16 protein-coding genes are annotated in these 17,028 nt (G+C 70.1%); 3 read left to right on the top strand and 13 right to left on the bottom strand.

Annotation, left to right across the window (positions count from 1 at the left end; all coding sequences use genetic code 11):
* The first annotated feature begins 47 nt into the window (after window positions 1-47).
* Window positions 48-545: a hypothetical protein gene (locus tag OP18_RS24155; RefSeq protein ID WP_033361243.1), complete on the top strand. Its 498-nt coding sequence runs from the start codon at window positions 48-50 to the stop codon at window positions 543-545.
* On the opposite strand, the gene mgrA is transcribed toward OP18_RS24155, so the two are convergent.
* Window positions 525-1,487, bottom strand: a complete 963-nt coding sequence (gene mgrA, locus OP18_RS24150; RefSeq protein WP_052387214.1) for an L-glyceraldehyde 3-phosphate reductase — start codon at window positions 1,485-1,487, stop codon at window positions 525-527. The two genes, OP18_RS24155 and mgrA, sit on opposite strands and share 21 nt — an antisense overlap.
* Window positions 1,488-1,546: 59 nt before the next feature.
* On the opposite strand from mgrA, the gene OP18_RS24145 reads away from it, so the two are divergent.
* Window positions 1,547-1,954, top strand: a complete 408-nt coding sequence (locus OP18_RS24145; protein ID WP_033361241.1) for a response regulator — start codon at window positions 1,547-1,549, stop codon at window positions 1,952-1,954.
* Window positions 1,955-2,022: 68 nt separating this feature from the next.
* Here OP18_RS24145 and OP18_RS24140 read toward each other — a convergent pair whose 3' ends face one another.
* From OP18_RS24140 to OP18_RS24095, 10 genes are all read right to left on the bottom strand, one after another.
* Entirely contained in the window at window positions 2,023-3,723 is a 1,701-nt protein-coding gene (locus OP18_RS24140) for a S8 family serine peptidase (RefSeq protein WP_033361240.1), read from the bottom strand.
* Between the two features lie 77 nt (window positions 3,724-3,800).
* Window positions 3,801-4,046, bottom strand: a complete 246-nt coding sequence (locus OP18_RS24135; RefSeq protein WP_052387213.1) for a hypothetical protein — start codon at window positions 4,044-4,046, stop codon at window positions 3,801-3,803.
* A gap of 61 nt (window positions 4,047-4,107) precedes the next feature.
* Complete coding sequence (locus OP18_RS24130) at window positions 4,108-5,238, bottom strand: ABC transporter ATP-binding protein (RefSeq protein WP_052387212.1); 1,131 nt, start codon at window positions 5,236-5,238, stop codon at window positions 4,108-4,110.
* A gap of 11 nt (window positions 5,239-5,249) precedes the next feature.
* Window positions 5,250-6,326, bottom strand: coding sequence for an ABC transporter ATP-binding protein (locus OP18_RS24125; RefSeq protein WP_033361239.1), 1,077 nt, complete (start codon window positions 6,324-6,326; stop codon window positions 5,250-5,252).
* 52 nt (window positions 6,327-6,378) lie between these two features.
* Window positions 6,379-7,380, bottom strand: a complete 1,002-nt coding sequence (locus tag OP18_RS24120) for an ABC transporter permease (protein WP_033361238.1) — start codon at window positions 7,378-7,380, stop codon at window positions 6,379-6,381.
* A gap of 133 nt (window positions 7,381-7,513) precedes the next feature.
* The gene (locus OP18_RS24115; protein WP_245635504.1) at window positions 7,514-9,262 is read right to left on the bottom strand and encodes an ABC transporter substrate-binding protein; all 1,749 of its coding nucleotides are present in this window, start codon (window positions 9,260-9,262) and stop codon (window positions 7,514-7,516) included.
* A gap of 169 nt (window positions 9,263-9,431) precedes the next feature.
* The gene (locus tag OP18_RS24110) at window positions 9,432-10,433 is read right to left on the bottom strand and encodes an ABC transporter permease (protein ID WP_033361236.1); all 1,002 of its coding nucleotides are present in this window, start codon (window positions 10,431-10,433) and stop codon (window positions 9,432-9,434) included.
* 491 nt (window positions 10,434-10,924) lie between these two features.
* On the bottom strand, window positions 10,925-11,740 hold the full coding sequence (locus OP18_RS24105; protein ID WP_033361235.1) for an exodeoxyribonuclease III: 816 nt from the start codon (window positions 11,738-11,740) through the stop codon (window positions 10,925-10,927).
* A gap of 254 nt (window positions 11,741-11,994) precedes the next feature.
* Window positions 11,995-13,005, bottom strand: coding sequence for a LacI family DNA-binding transcriptional regulator (locus OP18_RS24100; protein WP_033361318.1), 1,011 nt, complete (start codon window positions 13,003-13,005; stop codon window positions 11,995-11,997).
* 299 nt (window positions 13,006-13,304) lie between these two features.
* On the bottom strand, window positions 13,305-13,682 hold the full coding sequence (locus OP18_RS24095) for a response regulator transcription factor (protein ID WP_033361234.1): 378 nt from the start codon (window positions 13,680-13,682) through the stop codon (window positions 13,305-13,307).
* A 124-nt stretch (window positions 13,683-13,806) separates the two neighbouring features.
* Between OP18_RS24095 and OP18_RS24090 the strand changes: the two genes are divergently transcribed.
* Window positions 13,807-14,337: an AAA family ATPase gene (locus tag OP18_RS24090; protein WP_033361233.1), complete on the top strand. Its 531-nt coding sequence runs from the start codon at window positions 13,807-13,809 to the stop codon at window positions 14,335-14,337.
* A gap of 24 nt (window positions 14,338-14,361) precedes the next feature.
* Here OP18_RS24090 and murD read toward each other — a convergent pair whose 3' ends face one another.
* The gene (gene murD, locus OP18_RS24085; protein ID WP_033361232.1) at window positions 14,362-15,711 is read right to left on the bottom strand and encodes a UDP-N-acetylmuramoyl-L-alanine--D-glutamate ligase; all 1,350 of its coding nucleotides are present in this window, start codon (window positions 15,709-15,711) and stop codon (window positions 14,362-14,364) included.
* Entirely contained in the window at window positions 15,698-17,002 is a 1,305-nt protein-coding gene (locus OP18_RS24080; protein WP_033361231.1) for a MurL-like N-terminal domain-containing, read from the bottom strand. Before OP18_RS24080 ends, murD begins: the two co-directional genes overlap by 14 nt.
* Between the last annotated feature and the right edge of the window lie 26 nt (window positions 17,003-17,028).

The following is a 17,028-nucleotide window of genomic DNA, read 5'->3' as shown; positions in this document are numbered from 1 at the left end:
AACCCGCCGAACGACCGAGCAGTCCAAGAGAGATGGAGAGACCTTCGATGAAGTCGAGGACCCCGATCGCCGTCACCGCCCTGCTCGCGCTGGCCCTGACCGGCTGCGCGGACGAGGCCAAGGACGCGACCGCCGGTGCCAGCGGCACCCCGTCCACCAGCGCCGCCGCGCCGGCCAGCGCGTCGGCCAGTTCGAGCACGAGCGCCGGGCCGGGCGCCACCGACACGTTGCTGATCTTCACCCGGCAGGGTGGCCTGGCCGGCACGAACGACCGCCTCGTCGTGCGCCCGGACGGCGCCTGGACGCTGACGACCAAGGCCGGCACCAAGGAGGGCAAGCTGACCCCGGCCGAGCTGACCGCGATCAAGGGCGCCCTCGAGCAGGTCGGCTTCTCGAAGCTGCCCACGGCCAACGGCAGCACCAACGTCGCCGACGGTTACACGTACACCATCACCTACGGCGGTCACGAGGTCACGGCGAAGGACGGTGCGGTGCCCACCGCCCTCCAGCCCGTGATCACGACGCTAAACGGCCTGCTCAGCTAGCACCGCGTCGATGCGGGTGAGCTCGTCCGCGGACAGGGCGGGAGCCGACAGCGCCCCCAGGTTCTGCTCCAGCTGCGCCACCGAGCTCGCCCCGATGATCAACGAGGTGACCCGCGGGTCCCGCAGCGCCCACGCCAGCGCCAGCTGCGCGAGGCTCTGCCCACGCCCGCGGGCCACCTCGTCGAGGGCCTTGATGGTGGCCAGCCGCGCCGGGCTCAGGTCGCTCTCGCTGAGGAAGTGGCTGGTGCGCACCCGCGAGTCGTCCGGGATGCCGCGCAGGTACCGGTCGGTCAGCAGCCCCTGCGCCAGCGGCGAGAACGGGATGCACCCCGCGCCCTCGGCCTCCAGCACGTCGAGCAGCCCGTCCTCGATCCAGCGGTCGAACATCGAGTACCGCGGCTGGTGGATGAGCAGCGGCGTGCCCAGCTCCCGCAGGATGCGCGCGGCCTCGGCCGTCTGCTGCGGCGAGTAGTTGGAGATGCCGGCGTAGAGCGCCTTGCCGGCCCGCACGGCCCGGTCCAGGGCCCCCATCGTCTCCTCGAGCGGCGTGTCCGGGTCGGGCCGGTGGGAGTAGAAGATGTCGACGTACTCCAGGCCCATCCGCCGCAGCGACTGGTCCAGCGACGCCGTCAGGTACTTGCGGGAGCCCCACTCACCGTACGGGCCCTCCCACATGTCGTAGCCGGCCTTCGTCGAGATGATCAGCTCGTCCCGGTAGGGGCGCAGGTCCTCGGCGAGGATGCGGCCGAAGTTCAGCTCCGCGGAGCCCGGCGGCGGCCCGTAGTTGTTGGCCAGGTCGAAGTGCGTGACGCCGAGGTCGAAGGCGCGACGGACGATCGCCTGCTGGGTCTCGTACGGCCGGGCGTGGCCGAAGTTGTGCCACAGGCCGAGCGAGATCGCCGGCAGTTTCAACCCGCTGCGCCCGCTGCGCCGGTACTGCATGTCCTGGTATCGGCTCGAAGCCGCCTCGTACACCACGAAGAGGATCTTAAGCTGGGCTGATGGACGACGGCGTGGAGACGGTGGCCACGATCCTGGTGGCCGAGGATGACCCGGACATCAGGGAGCTGTTCACCATGGCGCTGGAGTCCGCCGGTGCCGCCGTCGTCGCCGTCACCAGCGGTGGCGAGGCCCTGGAGGCGCTGCGGGACGCCGAGTTCGACCTGCTGGTCACCGACATGTGGATGCCCAGGCTGTCGGGTCTGGACCTGTGCAAGACGCTGCGGGCCGACCCCGCGACCGCGAAGCTGCCGGTCCTGATGGTCAGCGCGTACGGGCGGATGCGCGGCCGCGAGGAGGCGATGCTGGTCGGCGCCACGGAGTACCTGCAGAAGCCCATCCGGCCGAGCACGCTGGTCAGCAAGGTCGACGCCCTGCTCGGCGGCCGCCTGGCGGCCCGCGGCACATAACGGCCGCGGCAAAGGCCCGGCCCGGCGGCGCGAGGGCACCACCGGGCCGGGGTCGAGCGGTCAAGCGACTAGCGGTGCTCCCACCAGGCCCTGGCGGTCACGGCCGCGTAGGCGTCGACGATGCCGAAGCCGTAGAAGCCGTTGAACTGCAGGTTGCCCTCGCAGAGCGCGTTGAACTCCTCGCTGCGCCCCTCCTGCGTGTAGGTCTGCAGCGCGGGCGTCGGGCAGGCGTGCTCGGCGGCCGTGCTGTACAGCAGGTACTCGACCTTCCACGGCTCGAGACCGAAGTCCTTGCCGTGCTTGGCGCCGTGCGCGCTCACGATGAGCGCCGCGACACCGGCCGCGTGCGGGGACGCCATCGAGGTGCCCTGCAGCCAGGTGTAGTAGCCACACTTCCCGGCCGCGGTGCACTCCTTGTAGACCAGGCCCTCGGCCTCCGGCAGGACGTTGCCATCCGCGTCGACCGTGCCCTCCTCCTGCAGCACCTTCTTCGGGTACGTGGAGAGGATCATGTTCTCGTTGGTGCGGTAGCTGTCCGTGCCGAAGCCGTCACGGAACCAGCCGCCGGGGGCGGAGACGCCGATCTGCTCCACGCCGTAGTCGGAGAAGTCCGACTTCTTCAGCGACGGGCCGAGGGCGGAGACACCGATCACGAACGGGCCCTCGACCGGCAGGTCCCAGCAGGAGCTGTTGTCGATGGGCCGGTCGTAGGCGGAGTCCGCCGGGTAGTCCGGGCTGGAGATGTCGGTGCGCGGCTTGCCCTTGTCCTCGTGGTTGTTGCCGAGCGCGCCGACGAGCGTGACACCCTTGAAGTGGGCGTACGTCAGGGCCCGGAACATGCCCCGGATGATGGTGCGCTGCTCAGCCTGCGCGGCCGCCGAGTCGGCCGGGTTGGCGGTGCAGTTGAACAGCCACGGGTCGACGTAGAACGACATGTTGACCACGTCGATCCCCGTCTGGCCCGCGTGGACGAGCGCGTTGACGACCGGCTCGAGGAAGAAGTACCCCGAGTCCTGGCCGCCCTTGAGCTCGACCAGCGACACGTTCGGCGCGACACCGGAGATGCCGAAGCCGTTGGCCGCCGCACCGATCGTGCCGGCGACGTGCGTGCCGTGGCCGCCGTCGTCGGTGCCGACCGGGTCGAGGCAGCTCGCGACCTCGCAGGGACCGTCGATGTCGACCTTGTCCGGCGCGAAGTTCTTCGACAGCGCCCAGTTGAAGTTCGGGGCGATGTCGGGCTGCGACGCGTCGACGCCCGTGTCCAGGATGCCGACGGTGACGCGCTTGTCACCGGCGTTGACCTTGCGGGCCTGGTCCGACTTCACCGTGGTGAGACCCCACAGCTTGTCGTCCAGCGGGTCCATCCCGGCGGTCGCGGGCTTCTTGCCGCCGGGCTTCTTCGCGGCCGCCGCGGCGGCCTGTGCTTCCTTCTCCACGTCGCCCGGCTGCTCCTTCTTGGGAGCCTTGCCGATGGCGGTGCGGTGCGCGGCGCCGACGAGCTTCGACGACGCGGCCGCCTTCTCGACGAACCCGCTCTGCGGTGCCAGGACCGTGAACATCCCGACGGTGTCGTTGGTCGCCACGACCTTGCCGCCGGCCTTGGTGATGGCGGCGGCCGCGTCACTGACGGAGACGTTGTCCGCCGCCACCACGGTGTACTCCGTGTTGGCGACGGCCTCGGCGCTCGCCGGAGCCGGCAGGCCTGCCGCGGTCACGGTCAACGCCGCGGTGATGACCGCGGCGCCCGTGAACCTCTTGTTGAATCCCACATGTCCTCCCGGTTCGAGGGGATGGGGATATGAGATCGAAAAACATTCGGCTGCGGAAGATATTCACGCCAAGATCTTCAAAGACCGCGGGCGATTCGCTCCACGGTTTCCTTTGCGTCCGCAAGGCCGGCCCCGGTGGCCTGGCGATACAGCTTGATCGCGGTCACCAGGTCGTGACGCTTCAGCGCGGCGAGGAACTCCGGCGGCAGGCCGTCGGCGCCCGGGAAGACGTCGGCGAGAGCCGGATCGAGTCCGAAATGACGATAGAGAAATGCGACCTGACGCTCAAGCCGGGCCAGGCGAATGCTTTCGGGGGCGTCCATGGCGCGACCGTAACAACGTCGGGGAGCCGCTACTGGCAGCTCCCCGACGGTATTGGTCCGGTTATGCGATCGGCTCCGCGAACGGGTCCGTCGAGGCGGCCACCGGGATCTCCGCCGCGGCGGCCCGGGCGGCCTGCGCGCCCTTGCCGGAGCGCTCCTCGTCGGTGATCGGGAAGTGGCAGGCGACCGTCTGGCCCGGCAGCAGCTCGCGCAGCGGCGGCTCCTCCCGGGCGCAGACCTCCTGCGCCTTCCAGCACCGGGTCCGGAAGCGGCAGCCCGACGGCGGGTCGATCGGGCTGGGCACGTCACCGGTCAGCAGAACCCGCTCGCGCTGCGCCTTGTCCCGGCGGTCCGGGTCCGGCACCGGCACGGCCGACAGCAGCGCGAACGTGTACGGGTGCAGCGGCGAGGCGTAGAGCCCGTCGCGGTGCCCGACCTCCACGACCTTGCCCAGGTACATGACCGCGACCCGGTCGGAGATGTGCTTGACCACCGACAGGTCGTGCGCGATGAACACGTAGGTCAGGTTGAACTCGCGCTGCAGGTCGTCGAGCAGGTTGACGACCTGCGCCTGGATCGACACGTCCAGGGCGGAGACCGGCTCGTCGGCGACGATGAGCTTCGGCTGCAGGGCCAGGGCCCGGGCGATGCCGATGCGCTGGCGCTGGCCGCCGGAGAACTCGTGCGGGTAGCGGTTGTAGTGCTCCGGGTTGAGCCCGACCAGCTCCAGCAGCCGCTGGACCTCACGCTTCTGCCCGTGCGGGGTCTTGATGTTCTGCACCTGCAGCGGCGCCCCGACGATCGAGCCGACCGTGTGCCGCGGGTTCAGCGACGAGTACGGGTCCTGGAAGATCATCTGGATCTCGCGCCGCAGAGGGCGCATCTGGCCGACCCCGAGGTGCGAGATGTCGCGCCCCTCCAGGATCACCTTGCCGCCGGTCGGCTCCAGCAGCCGGGTCATGAGCCGGCCGGTGGTGGACTTGCCGCAGCCGGACTCGCCGACCAGGCCGAGCGTCTCGCCGGCCTTGACGGCCAGGTCGATGCCGTCGACGGCGCGCACGGCGCCGACCTTTCGCTTGAAGAAGGCCCCCCGCAGGATCGGGAAGTGCTTCTCCAGGCCGTGGACCTCGAGGAGGTTCTCGCCGCCCCGCTGAGGTGCCGCGGCGGGCTGGGATTGGGTGCTCGTCGACACTGTCGTGCTCCTCAGAGGGATGGGGCGATGTCCGACTTGAAGATGGCCAGCCGTTCAGCGGGCGGGATGTGGCACGCCACGCCGTGCTCGGCCGTGCCTTCCGCCAGCGTCGGTTCGACCGTCTTGCAAGGGATGCCGTTGCGCTCGACGTACGGGCAGCGAGGGTGGAACGAGCAGCCGCTCGGCAGGTTGATCAGCGACGGCGGGTTGCCCTTGATCGGGACCAGCCGGTCGCGCACCTCCCGGTCGACGCGTGGCATCGAGGACAGCAGGCCCCAGGCGTACGGGTGCTCCGGCCGGCGGAAGACGTCCTGCGCGGAGGCGTGCTCGACGGCCTTGCCGCCGTACATGACCAGGATGTCGTCGGCCAGCTCGGCGACCACACCCAGGTCGTGCGTGATGATGATGACCGCGGAGTTGTACTCGGCCTGCAGGTCGCGGATCAGGTCCAGGATCTGCGCCTGCACCGTCACGTCCAGGGCGGTCGTCGGCTCGTCGGCGATGAGCAGCTGCGGGTTGTTGACCAGCGACATCGCGATCATCGCGCGCTGCCGCATACCGCCGGAGAACTGGTGCGGGTAGTCGTCGACGCGCTTCTGCGGCTGCGGGATGCCGACCCGGTCGAGCATCTCCACCGCGCGCCGCCGGGCGTCGGCCTTGCCGACCTTGTGGTGCACCCGGTAGGCCTCGATGATCTGCTTGCCGACCGTGTAGTACGGGTGCATCGCGGTCAGCGGGTCCTGGAAGATCATCGACATCTTCGCGCCGCGCAGCGTGCGGACCCGCTCCGGCGAGGCGCCGATGAGCTCCTCGCCGTCCAGCCAGACCTCACCGGAGATCTTCGCCGAGCCCCGCCGGTGCAGGCCGAGGATGCCCAGGCTGGTGACGCTCTTGCCGGAGCCGGACTCACCCACGATGCCGAGGGTCTCGCCGCGCTCCAGCTGGAACGTCAGGCCGTCCACGGCCTTGACGACACCGTCGTCGGTCTTGAAGTGGATGCGCAGGTCGCGCACGTCGAGGAAGGCCTGTGCGGACGTGCCGGCGCGGGCCGGGGACGGGTCGCCGTCCTTGAGCAGACTGGTGGACATGCTCACTCCTTTCCAGGGGTGCCGGGTCGAGCGGTGCGGGGCTGCGGCAGGCTCACGAGAGCCGCACCCGTGGGTCGATCACGGCGTAGAGCAGATCCACGAGCAGGTTGGCCACGACGATGAAGAAGGCGCCGAACAGCGTGACGCCCAGGATGATCGGCAGGTCCTTCACGTTCACCGCGTCGATGCTGAGCCGGCCGATGCCGGGGAGGCTGAAGACGCTCTCGGTGAGGATCGCGCCGCCGAGCAGGCCGCCCAGGTCCAGACCGAAGATCGTGACGATCGGGGTCAGCACGGAGCGCATCGCGTGCTTGCCGACCACGACCCGCTCCCTCAGGCCCTTGGCGCGGGCCGTGCGGACGTAGTCCTCGCTCATCGTCTCGAGCATCTGTGCGCGGGTGAGGCGGGTGTACTGGGCGGCGAAGAGCAGCGCCAGGGTGACCCAGGCCAGGAACAGCTTGTTGGCCCAGCCGGCGGGGTCGTCCTTGAAGTTGACGTACTCACCGCCGTCGAAGATCGGCCAGGTGTGCACGAACAGTTGCTGGGCGACCAGACCGGTGAAGTAGATGGGCAGTGAGACACCGGCGAGCGCGATGATCATCGCTGTGCGGTCCGCGATCGAGCCGCGTCTCAGTGCGGATATGACACCACCGGCGACGCCGAAGAGCAGCCAGATGACGGCGGCCCCGAGGGCGAGGGAGATGGTGACGGGGAGCCGGTCGATCAGCAGCGGCCACACCTCGCGGTCGGTGCGGAAGGAGTAGCCGAAGCAGGGGGCGGAGCAGTGCGTGACGCTCGGGCCGTTGTTGTAGTCGCGGCCGGCGACGATGCCCTTCAGGAAGCGTCCGTACTGGACGTAGATCGGCTTGTCGAGGCCGAGCTTGATCCGGGTCGCCTCGACGTCGCGCGGGGTCGCCGACTTACCGACGTACATCTGGGCGGGATCGGCCCCGGCGGCCTTCGGGATCGCGAAGAAGATCAGGAAGGTGACGGCCGAGACGGCGACGAGCAGCGCAACTGCCACGACCAGGCGGCGCAGGATGTAATTGATCACGTGTGCGGCCTGACGCCGGCCGGCTCGACGGGGTTCCCGTCTCACCGGCCGGCGCCGTGGCCTTCACCTGCCTTCTTTCCTCGGAAGGGCGGGTTACCGGCTTACTGGCATTGCTCGGTCAGGTACGACCAGGTCAGCTGGAGACACCCAGGCTGCTGAAGTCGTACATGCCGTAGTACTCCGTGACGAACACGTTCGTCAGGCGGGGGTTGCGGTAGTTCAGGGCCTTGTCGTACACGAACGGCACCATGACGGCCTCGTCCATGACGATCTTGTTGATCTTGCCCCAGATGTCCGCGGCGGCCTTCGGGTCGGTCGCGGCCTTCGCCTCGTCGATCAGCTTGTTGACCTCGGGGTTGTCGAGCTCGGCGTAGTTGTTGTTACCCGACTGGGAGATCGTGCGGCCGTCGACCAGGATCGACAGGAAGCCGTAACCGGTCGGGAAGTCCGCGCCCCAGCCGGCCATCATGAGGCCGTAGCCCTTGGCCTTGACGTTCGACGGCGCGCCGATGGTCGAGCGGAAGTACAGCGACGCGTCGGTCGGGTCGAGGCGGGCGTTGATGCCGACGTTCTTCAGCGCGGCCTGCAGCGCCTCAGCGGTCTTCGGCTCCTTGCCGGCGTTACGGGTGGCGATGACCGTGTCGAAGCCGTTCGGCTTGCCACACGCGGCCAGCTCTTCCTTGGCCTTGTCGATCTGCGGCTTGCCGGACTTGGTGTTGTACGGGTCCAGCGCCGGGTCGTGACCCGCGATGTTCGGCGGGAGCATGTTCACGGCGATGTCGCCACCGGCCTCGGCGCCACCACGAGCGGTCTGCATCGTGATCTTGTCCGTGGCGTACTGCACGGCCTTGCGGCAGTGGATGTTGTCGAACGGCGGGACCTTGGTGCTGATCGAGAAGTAGCGGATGAAGCCGGTGGTCGGCGTGTCCGCGTTGGCCTTCTTGGTCGCGTCGAGCAGGATCTTCGGCTGCGCACCCTGCTGAACGCCGGTCTGCGCGGTGTCGATGTCCAGGTCGCCGCTCAGCAGCTGGTTGTCGATCTCCTCGACGGCGGTGCCGATGGTGAGGTCGATCTGGTCCGGCAGCGCCTTGCGCAGGGTGTCCGTCTTCGGGTCCCAGTTCTCGTTGCGGACCAGGACGGCCTTCTTGCCCGGGTCGTACGACTGGAACTTGTACGGGCCGGTCGAGACGGGCTTGTCACCGTACTTGTCGCCGGTGTCCTTGGCCTTCTGGACCGGGCCGGCGCCGGGCATGGCGAGCAGGTAGTTGAAGTCCGACAGCGGTTCCTTCAACTTGAAGACGATCGTGGTGTCGTCCGGGGTCTCGACGGACTTCAGGCCCAGCTTGTCCGGGTCGGTGTCCTTGTACGGGCCGGGGTACTTCTGGCCCTGGTCCAGCACGTCGACCAGGTAGGTCGGGCCGCCGGACAGCACGTCCTGCGCGAAGACGCGCTCGATGCCGTACTTGACGTCCTTCGAGGTGATCGGCGAGCCGTCCTCGAACTTGACGCCGGCCTTGAGCTTGAAGGTGTACGTCTTGCCGCCGTCGGTGATCTCCGGCAGCTTCTCGGCCAGGTCGGCCTCGAGCTTCAGGCCGTCCTCACCCGGCTTCGCGGCGTTCGTGAGGAGGGTCCGGACGTAGTAACCCTTCTGGAAGTTCCACACCCACGCGTAGTACGCGCGGACCGGGTCGAACGAGTCCGGGTCGGAGTGGTTGACGAGCTTGAGCGTGCCGCCCTTCTTGTCGGAAGGGTTGACGACGCCCTTGGTGGCGGCGTTGAAGCCGGACACACCCGCGGTGCTCTCGCCCGTGCTGGGCGTCTTGTCGTCGCCGCCCGACCCACAGGCGGACAACACCAGGGCGACAGCGGCCGAACCGGCCACCAATGCCCCTGTCCTCATTCTCACTAGGTTTCCCTCCTTGTTTGGCGCGACCCGCCGAGGGACGGGCCGTCCGAGCTGTGCTGCTGTGCGAGCGGAGATCGGGTGGCACGGGACGGATCCCTGGCGTGGGACCCGGCCCCGGGCCGGGATGGCGGAAGCCGGCGGCGGGTTACCGGTTGGCCTTCGGGTCGAGCGCGTCGCGCAGACCGTCGCCGAAGAGGTTGAACGCGAGGACCATGATGAAGATCGCGAGGCCCGGCACGAACATGTAGACCGGGTCGTAGGTGTAGTAGTTCACCGCGTCGGACAGCAGGCGGCCCCACGAGGGAGTGGGGGGCAGCACGCCGACGCCGAGGAAGGACAGCGACGCCTCGAACACGATGTTGGTCGGGATGACCAGCGTCGAGTACACGAGGATCGGCGCGACCAGGTTGGGCAGCAGCTCCCGGAACAGGATCCGGGTCGGGCCGGCGCCGACGCTGCGGGCGGCCTCGACGAACTCCCGTTCCCGCAGGGACAGTGTCTGTCCGCGCACGATGCGGCCGATGTACGGCCAGCTGAAGAACGAGATGACGCCGACGACGACGGCGATGCGCCACGCGGTGGTGCCCGGCACGACGGAGATCAGCGCGATCGAGAACAGCAGGTAGGGGAACGCGAGGATCAGGTCCATCAGGCGGCTGATCATGTTGTCCACGAACCCGCCGAAGTAGCCGGCGGTGATGCCGAGCACGACGCCCAGGATCACGGCGACGAGGGTGGCGGACAGCGCGACCAGCAGCGAGACCCGGGCGCCGTAGATGATCTGCGAGAACATGTCGCGGCCGGTGACCGGCTGGACACCGAGCAGGAACTCTTTGCTGATACCGCCCCAGGTGCCCGGCTCGGGGATACCGCCGAGGCTCGGGTTGATCTTGTCCTGGTGGTACTCGTTGATCGGGTGGCCCCAGACCTTGTTGATCAGCGGCGCGAAGATCGCGACGAGCACGAGGAACACGATGATGCTGGCACCGGTCAGCGCGACCTTGTCGCGCTTGAGACGGGTCCAGGCGATCTGACCGAGCGACCTGCCTTCGATGGCCTTGGCGGGGACACCGGACGGCGTGCTGGTCGCCTCTTCGACACTCGGCACCTGCTCGTCGCTCTTGGACGTGACGGGTCCCATAGTCATGGGCGTGGCGCCCCTCTCCCCGGCCGCTTGCCCGCCATTGGACAGCCGACAGCCGTGACCGTCGCAGCATGGAACCGCGCGTCGGCCAGGCCGGGGCCCGTGGCAGTCAGCAGCCGATCGGCTGTGTCTTCGTGGACTCCTGGTGCCCTATCCGCAGGTTCGGTCCACGGGCAGAGCGTGCACGAAGCCGACTTGGTGTGTCGCCTCCGTTGGAGGAACCCTGTCTCCCGTTCGGCCGATCGTCAAGGGTCACCCCCCGTCCTGTAACCAAGTCCACGCCGGGCCGTGATGAGGGCGTGATCCTAGCTCAGCGACTTTTGGATCATACACCCCCGAATCGGGCGAATTACCGGCTCATGGTAACGGTGTGATCACGCTGTGTTGTGGACGAAGTGCGCACGCCAGGAGCCCGGGGGCCATCCACCACTTTACTTGATCGTTTCACTTTTAACAGTACCGTCCGGCCAGGTGTCACTGATCACGGAGCGTACTCATATATCGATGTCCACCACGACCGGGGCGTGGTCCGACGGACCCTTGCCCTTGCGCGCCTCGCGGTCGATGTAGGCCGCCTTGACGGCGTCGGCGACGGCCGGACTCGCGTAGAACAGGTCGATGCGCATCCCTTTGTCCTGATGGAACATACCGGCTCGGTAGTCCCAGTAGGTGAAGGGGTTCGGTCCCTTCATCGGCGCCGGCACGACGTCGCGCAGCCCGGCCGCCCGCAGCGCGGCGAGCGCCTCGCGCTCCGGCGCCGTCACATGGGTGGAGCCGATGAACGCCCGCGGGTCGAAGACGTCGGCGTCGGTGGGCGCGACGTTGAAGTCCCCGCACACCACCAGCCGGTCGGTGCCGGCCAGCTCGCCGGCCACCCGGGTGCGCAGCGCCTCCAGCCAGCGCAGCTTGTACGCGTAGTGCGCCGACTCGGGCGTGCGGCCGTTCGGCACGTACACCGACCACACCCGCACCCCGCCGCACGTGGCGGAGACCGCCCGTGCCTCGATGCGGGGCGTCTCGAACAGCCCCTCCTCGCCGGCCGGCTCGCCCGCCCAGCCGGGGTCACCCTCCAGGCCGCGCACCACGTCGTCCAGGCCGACCCGCGACAGCAGGGCCACCCCGTTCCAGCGGCCCTCGCCGTGCGCGGCGGTGGCGTAGCCGAGCGCGGCGACCTCCTCGGCGGGGAAGCCGTCCGCGCCGACCTTGGTCTCCTGCAGGCAGAGCACGTCGGGGCCGGCCAGCTCGAGCCACTCGAGCAGCCGGGGGAGCCGGGCCTTGACCGAGTTCACGTTCCAGGTCGCGAGTCTCACCCGTCCCACAATGCCGCAAATCGATGCGGACGTCAGGCTCTTACCGGCCGCCCCGCCGCAAACGGCGCACTCGAGCTGTTACCAGCTGCCCCACCGCAGGCGGCGGGTCCCGCCGGGGGGATGCTCACCCCCGGACCCCCCGATGCGCCGCAAGCGGCGCACTCAAGCTGTTACTAGCTGCCCCACCGCAGGCGGCGGGTCCCGCCGGGGGGATGCTCACCCCCGGACCCCCCAATGCGCCGCAAGCGGCGCACTCAAGCTGATTCGCGCTTCACGAGCTCCGTCGGCAGCAGCAGCACCGGCTCGATCTGCTCGCCGGCCGCGAGGCGCAGCACCTGCCGGGCCACGGTGCGCCCGATGTCGGTGATCGGCTGGCGGACCGTGGTGAGCGGCGGCTCGGTGTCGCGGGCGAACTCCATGTCGTCGAACCCGACGACCGCCACGTCGTCCGGCACCCGGCGGCCGTGCTGGCGCAGGGAGCGCAGCGCCCCGTCGGCCATGGCGTCGGACGCGGCGAACACGGCGTCCAGCTGCGGGTCGTCGGCGAGCAGCTGGCTCATGGCGAGGGCGCCGGACTGCCGGGTGAAGTCGCCGACCGCCACGATCGAGCGCCGGCTGGCGTCCTGCATGGCGGAGCGGTAGCCCTTCAACCGGTCGATGCCGGCGCTCATGTCCTGCGGACCGGCGATGGTGGCGACCCGGCGGCGGCCGGTGTCGAGCAGGTGGTGCACGGCCGTGCGGGCGGCGTCCTCGTTGTCGACGTCGACATAGGGCACCTGCGACTGGGTCAGCAGCCGGCCGTTGCAGACCACCGGCACGCCGGCCCGGCTCAGGCGCTCTGGCAGCGGGTCCGCGCCGTGCATGGAGAAGATGATCGCCCCGTCGACGTGGCCGCCGGTCGCGTAGCGCTCGACCCGGTCGTGGCTGGGCCCGGACGGCCCGACCATCATCAGCACCAGCTGCTTGTCGGCGGCCTCCAGTTCGAGGCTGACGCCGCGGATGACGGCGGCGAAGAACGGGTCGTCGGAGAACACCCGGCTGGTCGTCTCCGACGCCACGAGCGCGATCGAGTCGGTGCGCTGGGTCACCAGGCTGCGCGCCGCCTGGTTGGGCACGTAGCCGAGGGCGTCGACGGCGTTGAGGACCTTGTCGCGGATGTGCGGCGCGACGGAGGTCGAGCCGTTGACCACGCGGGAGGCCGTCGCCCGGGAGACCCCGGCGCGCTGTGCGACGTTCTCCAGGGTGGGCCTGTCGCGCCCCGACATCACCATGTGCGCTTTCCCCCATATCTGTCTGCCGGACCCATCATGACTGAAGCCGCCCGATGTTATGGCGCACAAAAAGGGACGGGCGACGAAGCATGTCGCTCCGCCGCCCGTCACACCCTCACACCGGTTACACCCTGATCACGATTCGCCGGGACGATCGGCTGGTCACCCTGGCCGCCAATCGGCCTGAGAGCGCTCTCAAGACACGATTCAGAGTGGCTCATGACTAGCGCATTGTCAATCGTGAAACCCCATGAAAGCGCTCTCTGGAATATGTTGTCGGAAACGCCAAATGCCTATGCGGCCTGGCGCCGCCGGCAGGCCTCGACGTGTGCGGCCACGACCGCGGTGGTGTTGGAACGCACACAGGCGTCGGCGCCGGCCTCCAGCACGTCGACGACCTCCTGGTGATCGCTGTACGGGCTCAGCACCACCACGATCGCCGACGTGGGATGGCGCAGGCAGGCGGCGGTCACCGCCCTTGGTCCGGGGTCGTCGAGCACCACGATGTCCGGGTCGCGCACCACCGGCTCGGGCGTGGTGCGCCGCAGCACCGTCCAGTCCTGGGGGAGGTACCGGGTGAGATCGGCGAAGCGGGTGTCGGCGGCGATGACCAGCACGGTCACGTGGTCGAGGTCGGATGCGGAACGCAGCGGCAGTGTCAAGATGTTCATTGCTCATTTATGGCTCCTCGGCCTGCCATTGGGCTCGACGCGGGCTGCGAAGAACCTGGCAGCCGGGCCGCGACCCGCGCGCGGCGCCTGGCCCGCGGGCGGCGGCCCGTGAAAGGCTGGTGCGGTGATCGTCTGGATCAATGGGCCCTTCGGTGTCGGCAAGACGACGCTCGCGAAGGAGCTGTGCCGCCGCGACCCGCGGGTGCGCGCGTTCGATCCGGAGCGCATCGGCTGGGTCCTCAAGCGCACCGTCGGGCTGCTGCGCCCCGGCGACTACCAGGACCTGTCGGCCTGGCGTTCGGCCACCGTCACCGCCGCCGCCTGGCAGGCCCGCGGCGCCGACCCGCTCATCGTGCCCATGACCGTGCTGCGCGCCCCCGTCCTGCGCGAGCTCCTCGACGGCCTGCGCGGCCGCGGCCACGAGGTGCGCCACCTGCTGCTGGACGCGTCCGCCCCGGTGCTCATCGACCGGGTCGAGAGCGACGAGGACGACGGCCCGCAGGTCTGGCGCCTCGACCAGCTCGGCGCCTACCTCACCGCCCGGCACGAGCTGCGCCGCGTCGACGCGGTGCTGGACACCGACGACCTGGACGCGACCGAGGTCGCCGACGGGGCCGAGGCCGTCATCGCCGCCTGGCGTGCTCAGCCGGCCTGACCGGCCGGCCGCCCGCGGCCCGGGCTACGGGGCGGAGTCCTCGATCGCCTGGCGGAAGACCCTGGAGCGGTGCGCGTAGTTGTCGAAGCGGCCGTAGCTCGGCGCCGCCGGGGACATCAGCACCACCCCGCCGGCCGGGGTGACCTTGCGGGCCAGCGCGACCGCGTCGACCAGGCTGTCGGCGACGTACGTCGTGACCAGGGGCAGGCCGTCGAGGAGCGACACCAGCCGGGCGCCGCTGTCCGGCATGCCGATCACGGTCGTGGGGACCGTCGCGGCCTCGAAGTAGTCGCGCAGCGGGGTGTAGTCGACGCCGCGGTCCTCGCCGCCGAGCAGGACGGTCAGGGGCCGGTCGCGGAACGCCTCGATGGCGTGCACGGCGGCCTGCGGGATCGTGGAGAGCGAGTCGTCGACGAAGGTGAGCCCCGACGGGTCCTCGATGCGCTCCAGGCGGTGCGGCAGCCCGGCGAACGCGCCGAGGGCCGCCTCCAGGGCCGGCGCGGCGTCGCGGACGTCGACGCCGTAGGCCTGCAGGACGCCGAGCGCGACGCACAGGTTGGCCTCGTTGTGCGCGCCCAGCAGCCGCAGCGCCGAGCGGGGGAACAGCGGCGCGGCGCCGAGGTGGAACACCCCGTCGCGGACGTGGAAGGAGTCCTCGCCGCCGACGACGTGCAGCGGCAGGCCGGGGTGGCGGCGCGCCAGCTCGCCGAGGACCGCGGCGGACCCGGCGTGCACGACGACCGCGGCCGGGCCGTTGGCGACCAGGTTGAGCTTGACCCGGTAGTACTCGTCCTCGCCGCCGGTCCAGTCCAGGTGCTCCGGGAAGAGCGAGGTGACCGCCGCGACGCGGGGCGAGTCGTCCAGGTCGGCGCACTGGTAGGCGGACAGCTCCAGCACATAGGCGGGCGCCGGCGGCAGGTCGAGCACGGGGATGCCGATGTTGCCGCCGAGCTCGTTGGGCCGGCCGGCGGCGGCCAGGAGATGGCTGACCAGGCTGCTCGTCGTGCTCTTGCCCTTGCTGCCGGTGATGCCGACGGTACGGTCCCGGTGCGCGGCCATCCACAGCGCGGTGCCCCCGGTGACCCGGCTGCCGGCCGCGCGGAGCCGGACCATCCACGGGTGGGTCTGCGCGACGCCGGGGGAGCGCACGACCACGTCGGCGGCGCTCAGCGCGTCGAACGCGGCCGGGCCGGTGTGCAGCGGCGCGAGCGCGGCGAGCTGCGGCGACCAGTCCGTGGTGAGGAAGTTCTGCCGGTCGTCGACGGCGACCAGCGACGCGGGCCCGACCGGCGCGATCGCGCGGACGGCGGCGACGCCCTCCCGGCCGGTGCCCCAGACGGCGACGCGCCGGTCGCGCAGGTCAGCGAGCTGCACCGAGAGCCTCCAGGGCGGCGAGGTAGGCCGGCGGGACCAGGTTGGGTCCGTCGCCGCGGAACGTGGCCTCGACCTCGGCGTCCGTCGGCAGGGCCGCCTCCGCCGTCAGCGCCGAGACGATGAGGGTGTCCTTCCACTCGTCCTGCCCCGCGAGCAGGCGCAGCGCGACGAGGGACTCCTCGATCTCGCCCACGCACTCGAACGGCTTGTGCGCGGTGAGGCCCATCAGCTCCCGGTACCCGGGCAGCTGGGTCTCGTCGGCGAAGATGTCGGTGCCGAAGATCTTGAGCAGGCGCTCGCGGCCGGTGAACGGGGCCATGGCGAGGAAGACGAAGCGGCACTTCGGGCAGTGCCCGCACCACCGCTCGGTCGCGTCGCGCTGCTTGAACGCGGCGTTGCAGCTGGTCACGACCGCGTCGTAGGCGGTGAACTTGGCGAACAGCGCCGCGATGTGCAGCTCCGACAGGCCGCGCAGCAGCGAGAAGTACGCCTCCTGCAGGCCGGCGTGGGCGAGCAGCGCGTCGCGCAGGTGCGCCTCGGCGGGCAGGCCCTTGGACCACTGGTGGTTGATGTCGCGGCCGAGCCAGTTGAGGTTCGGCACCGACGCCGACGCCTCGTTGGACATGACGACCGGCCCGAGGCCGTGCATCAGCGAGGCGGCGACCGCGACCAGCGAGTTGATCGCGGTCACCGGGATGTGGCCGTTGTACGCGCCGGTCGCGTTGAGCTCGCGCATCCGCGGGTCGAGGGTGCGGCGCACGAAGCGGGTCGGCTGCGGCGACACGGCGCAGACGGCGCGGATGATCGGGTTGGGGTTCACCGCGAACAGCACCGGGTCGAGCCCGGCGCGCTGCAGCGCCTCCATCGTGACGATCGAGTCCTTGCCGCCGCCGACCGCGGCGAGGGGCGGCCCCGCCGGCTCGTGCACGGCGGCGGGCGGCTCCGCGAACGGGCCGGGCACGATGTCGAGGTCCAGCACGTAGGCCAGCTGGTTCTGGTACGCGAACTCGCCGAGGCCCTCGCGGTACAGCGCGGTCACCCAGGGCAGCGCCTTCTCGGCGAGGGGGAGGCCGAGCTCCACCCGCTTCGGCGCGGCGAGCTTGTAGTAGGAGGTCGAGGCCGCGACGTAGAGCAGGTCGAGGACCCGGTCGAGCGCCGGGTGCAGCACCGACGGCGGTCCGAAGTCGACGGTCTCGGTGAGCACGAGGTCACCGAGCGCATAGTGGAAGCGGGCGACGCCGGTCGACGGGTCGAACTCCCGACCGGGGAAGCGCAGCGCTTCGACGTTCACGCAAGGTCTCCTAGCTTTCGCGACGC

This window comes from Dactylosporangium aurantiacum, assembly GCF_000716715.1.
Lineage (GTDB): Bacteria > Actinomycetota > Actinomycetes > Mycobacteriales > Micromonosporaceae > Dactylosporangium > Dactylosporangium aurantiacum.
Note: the sequence above shows the minus strand (reverse complement) of the source record. Positions and strands in the feature narration are given on the sequence as shown.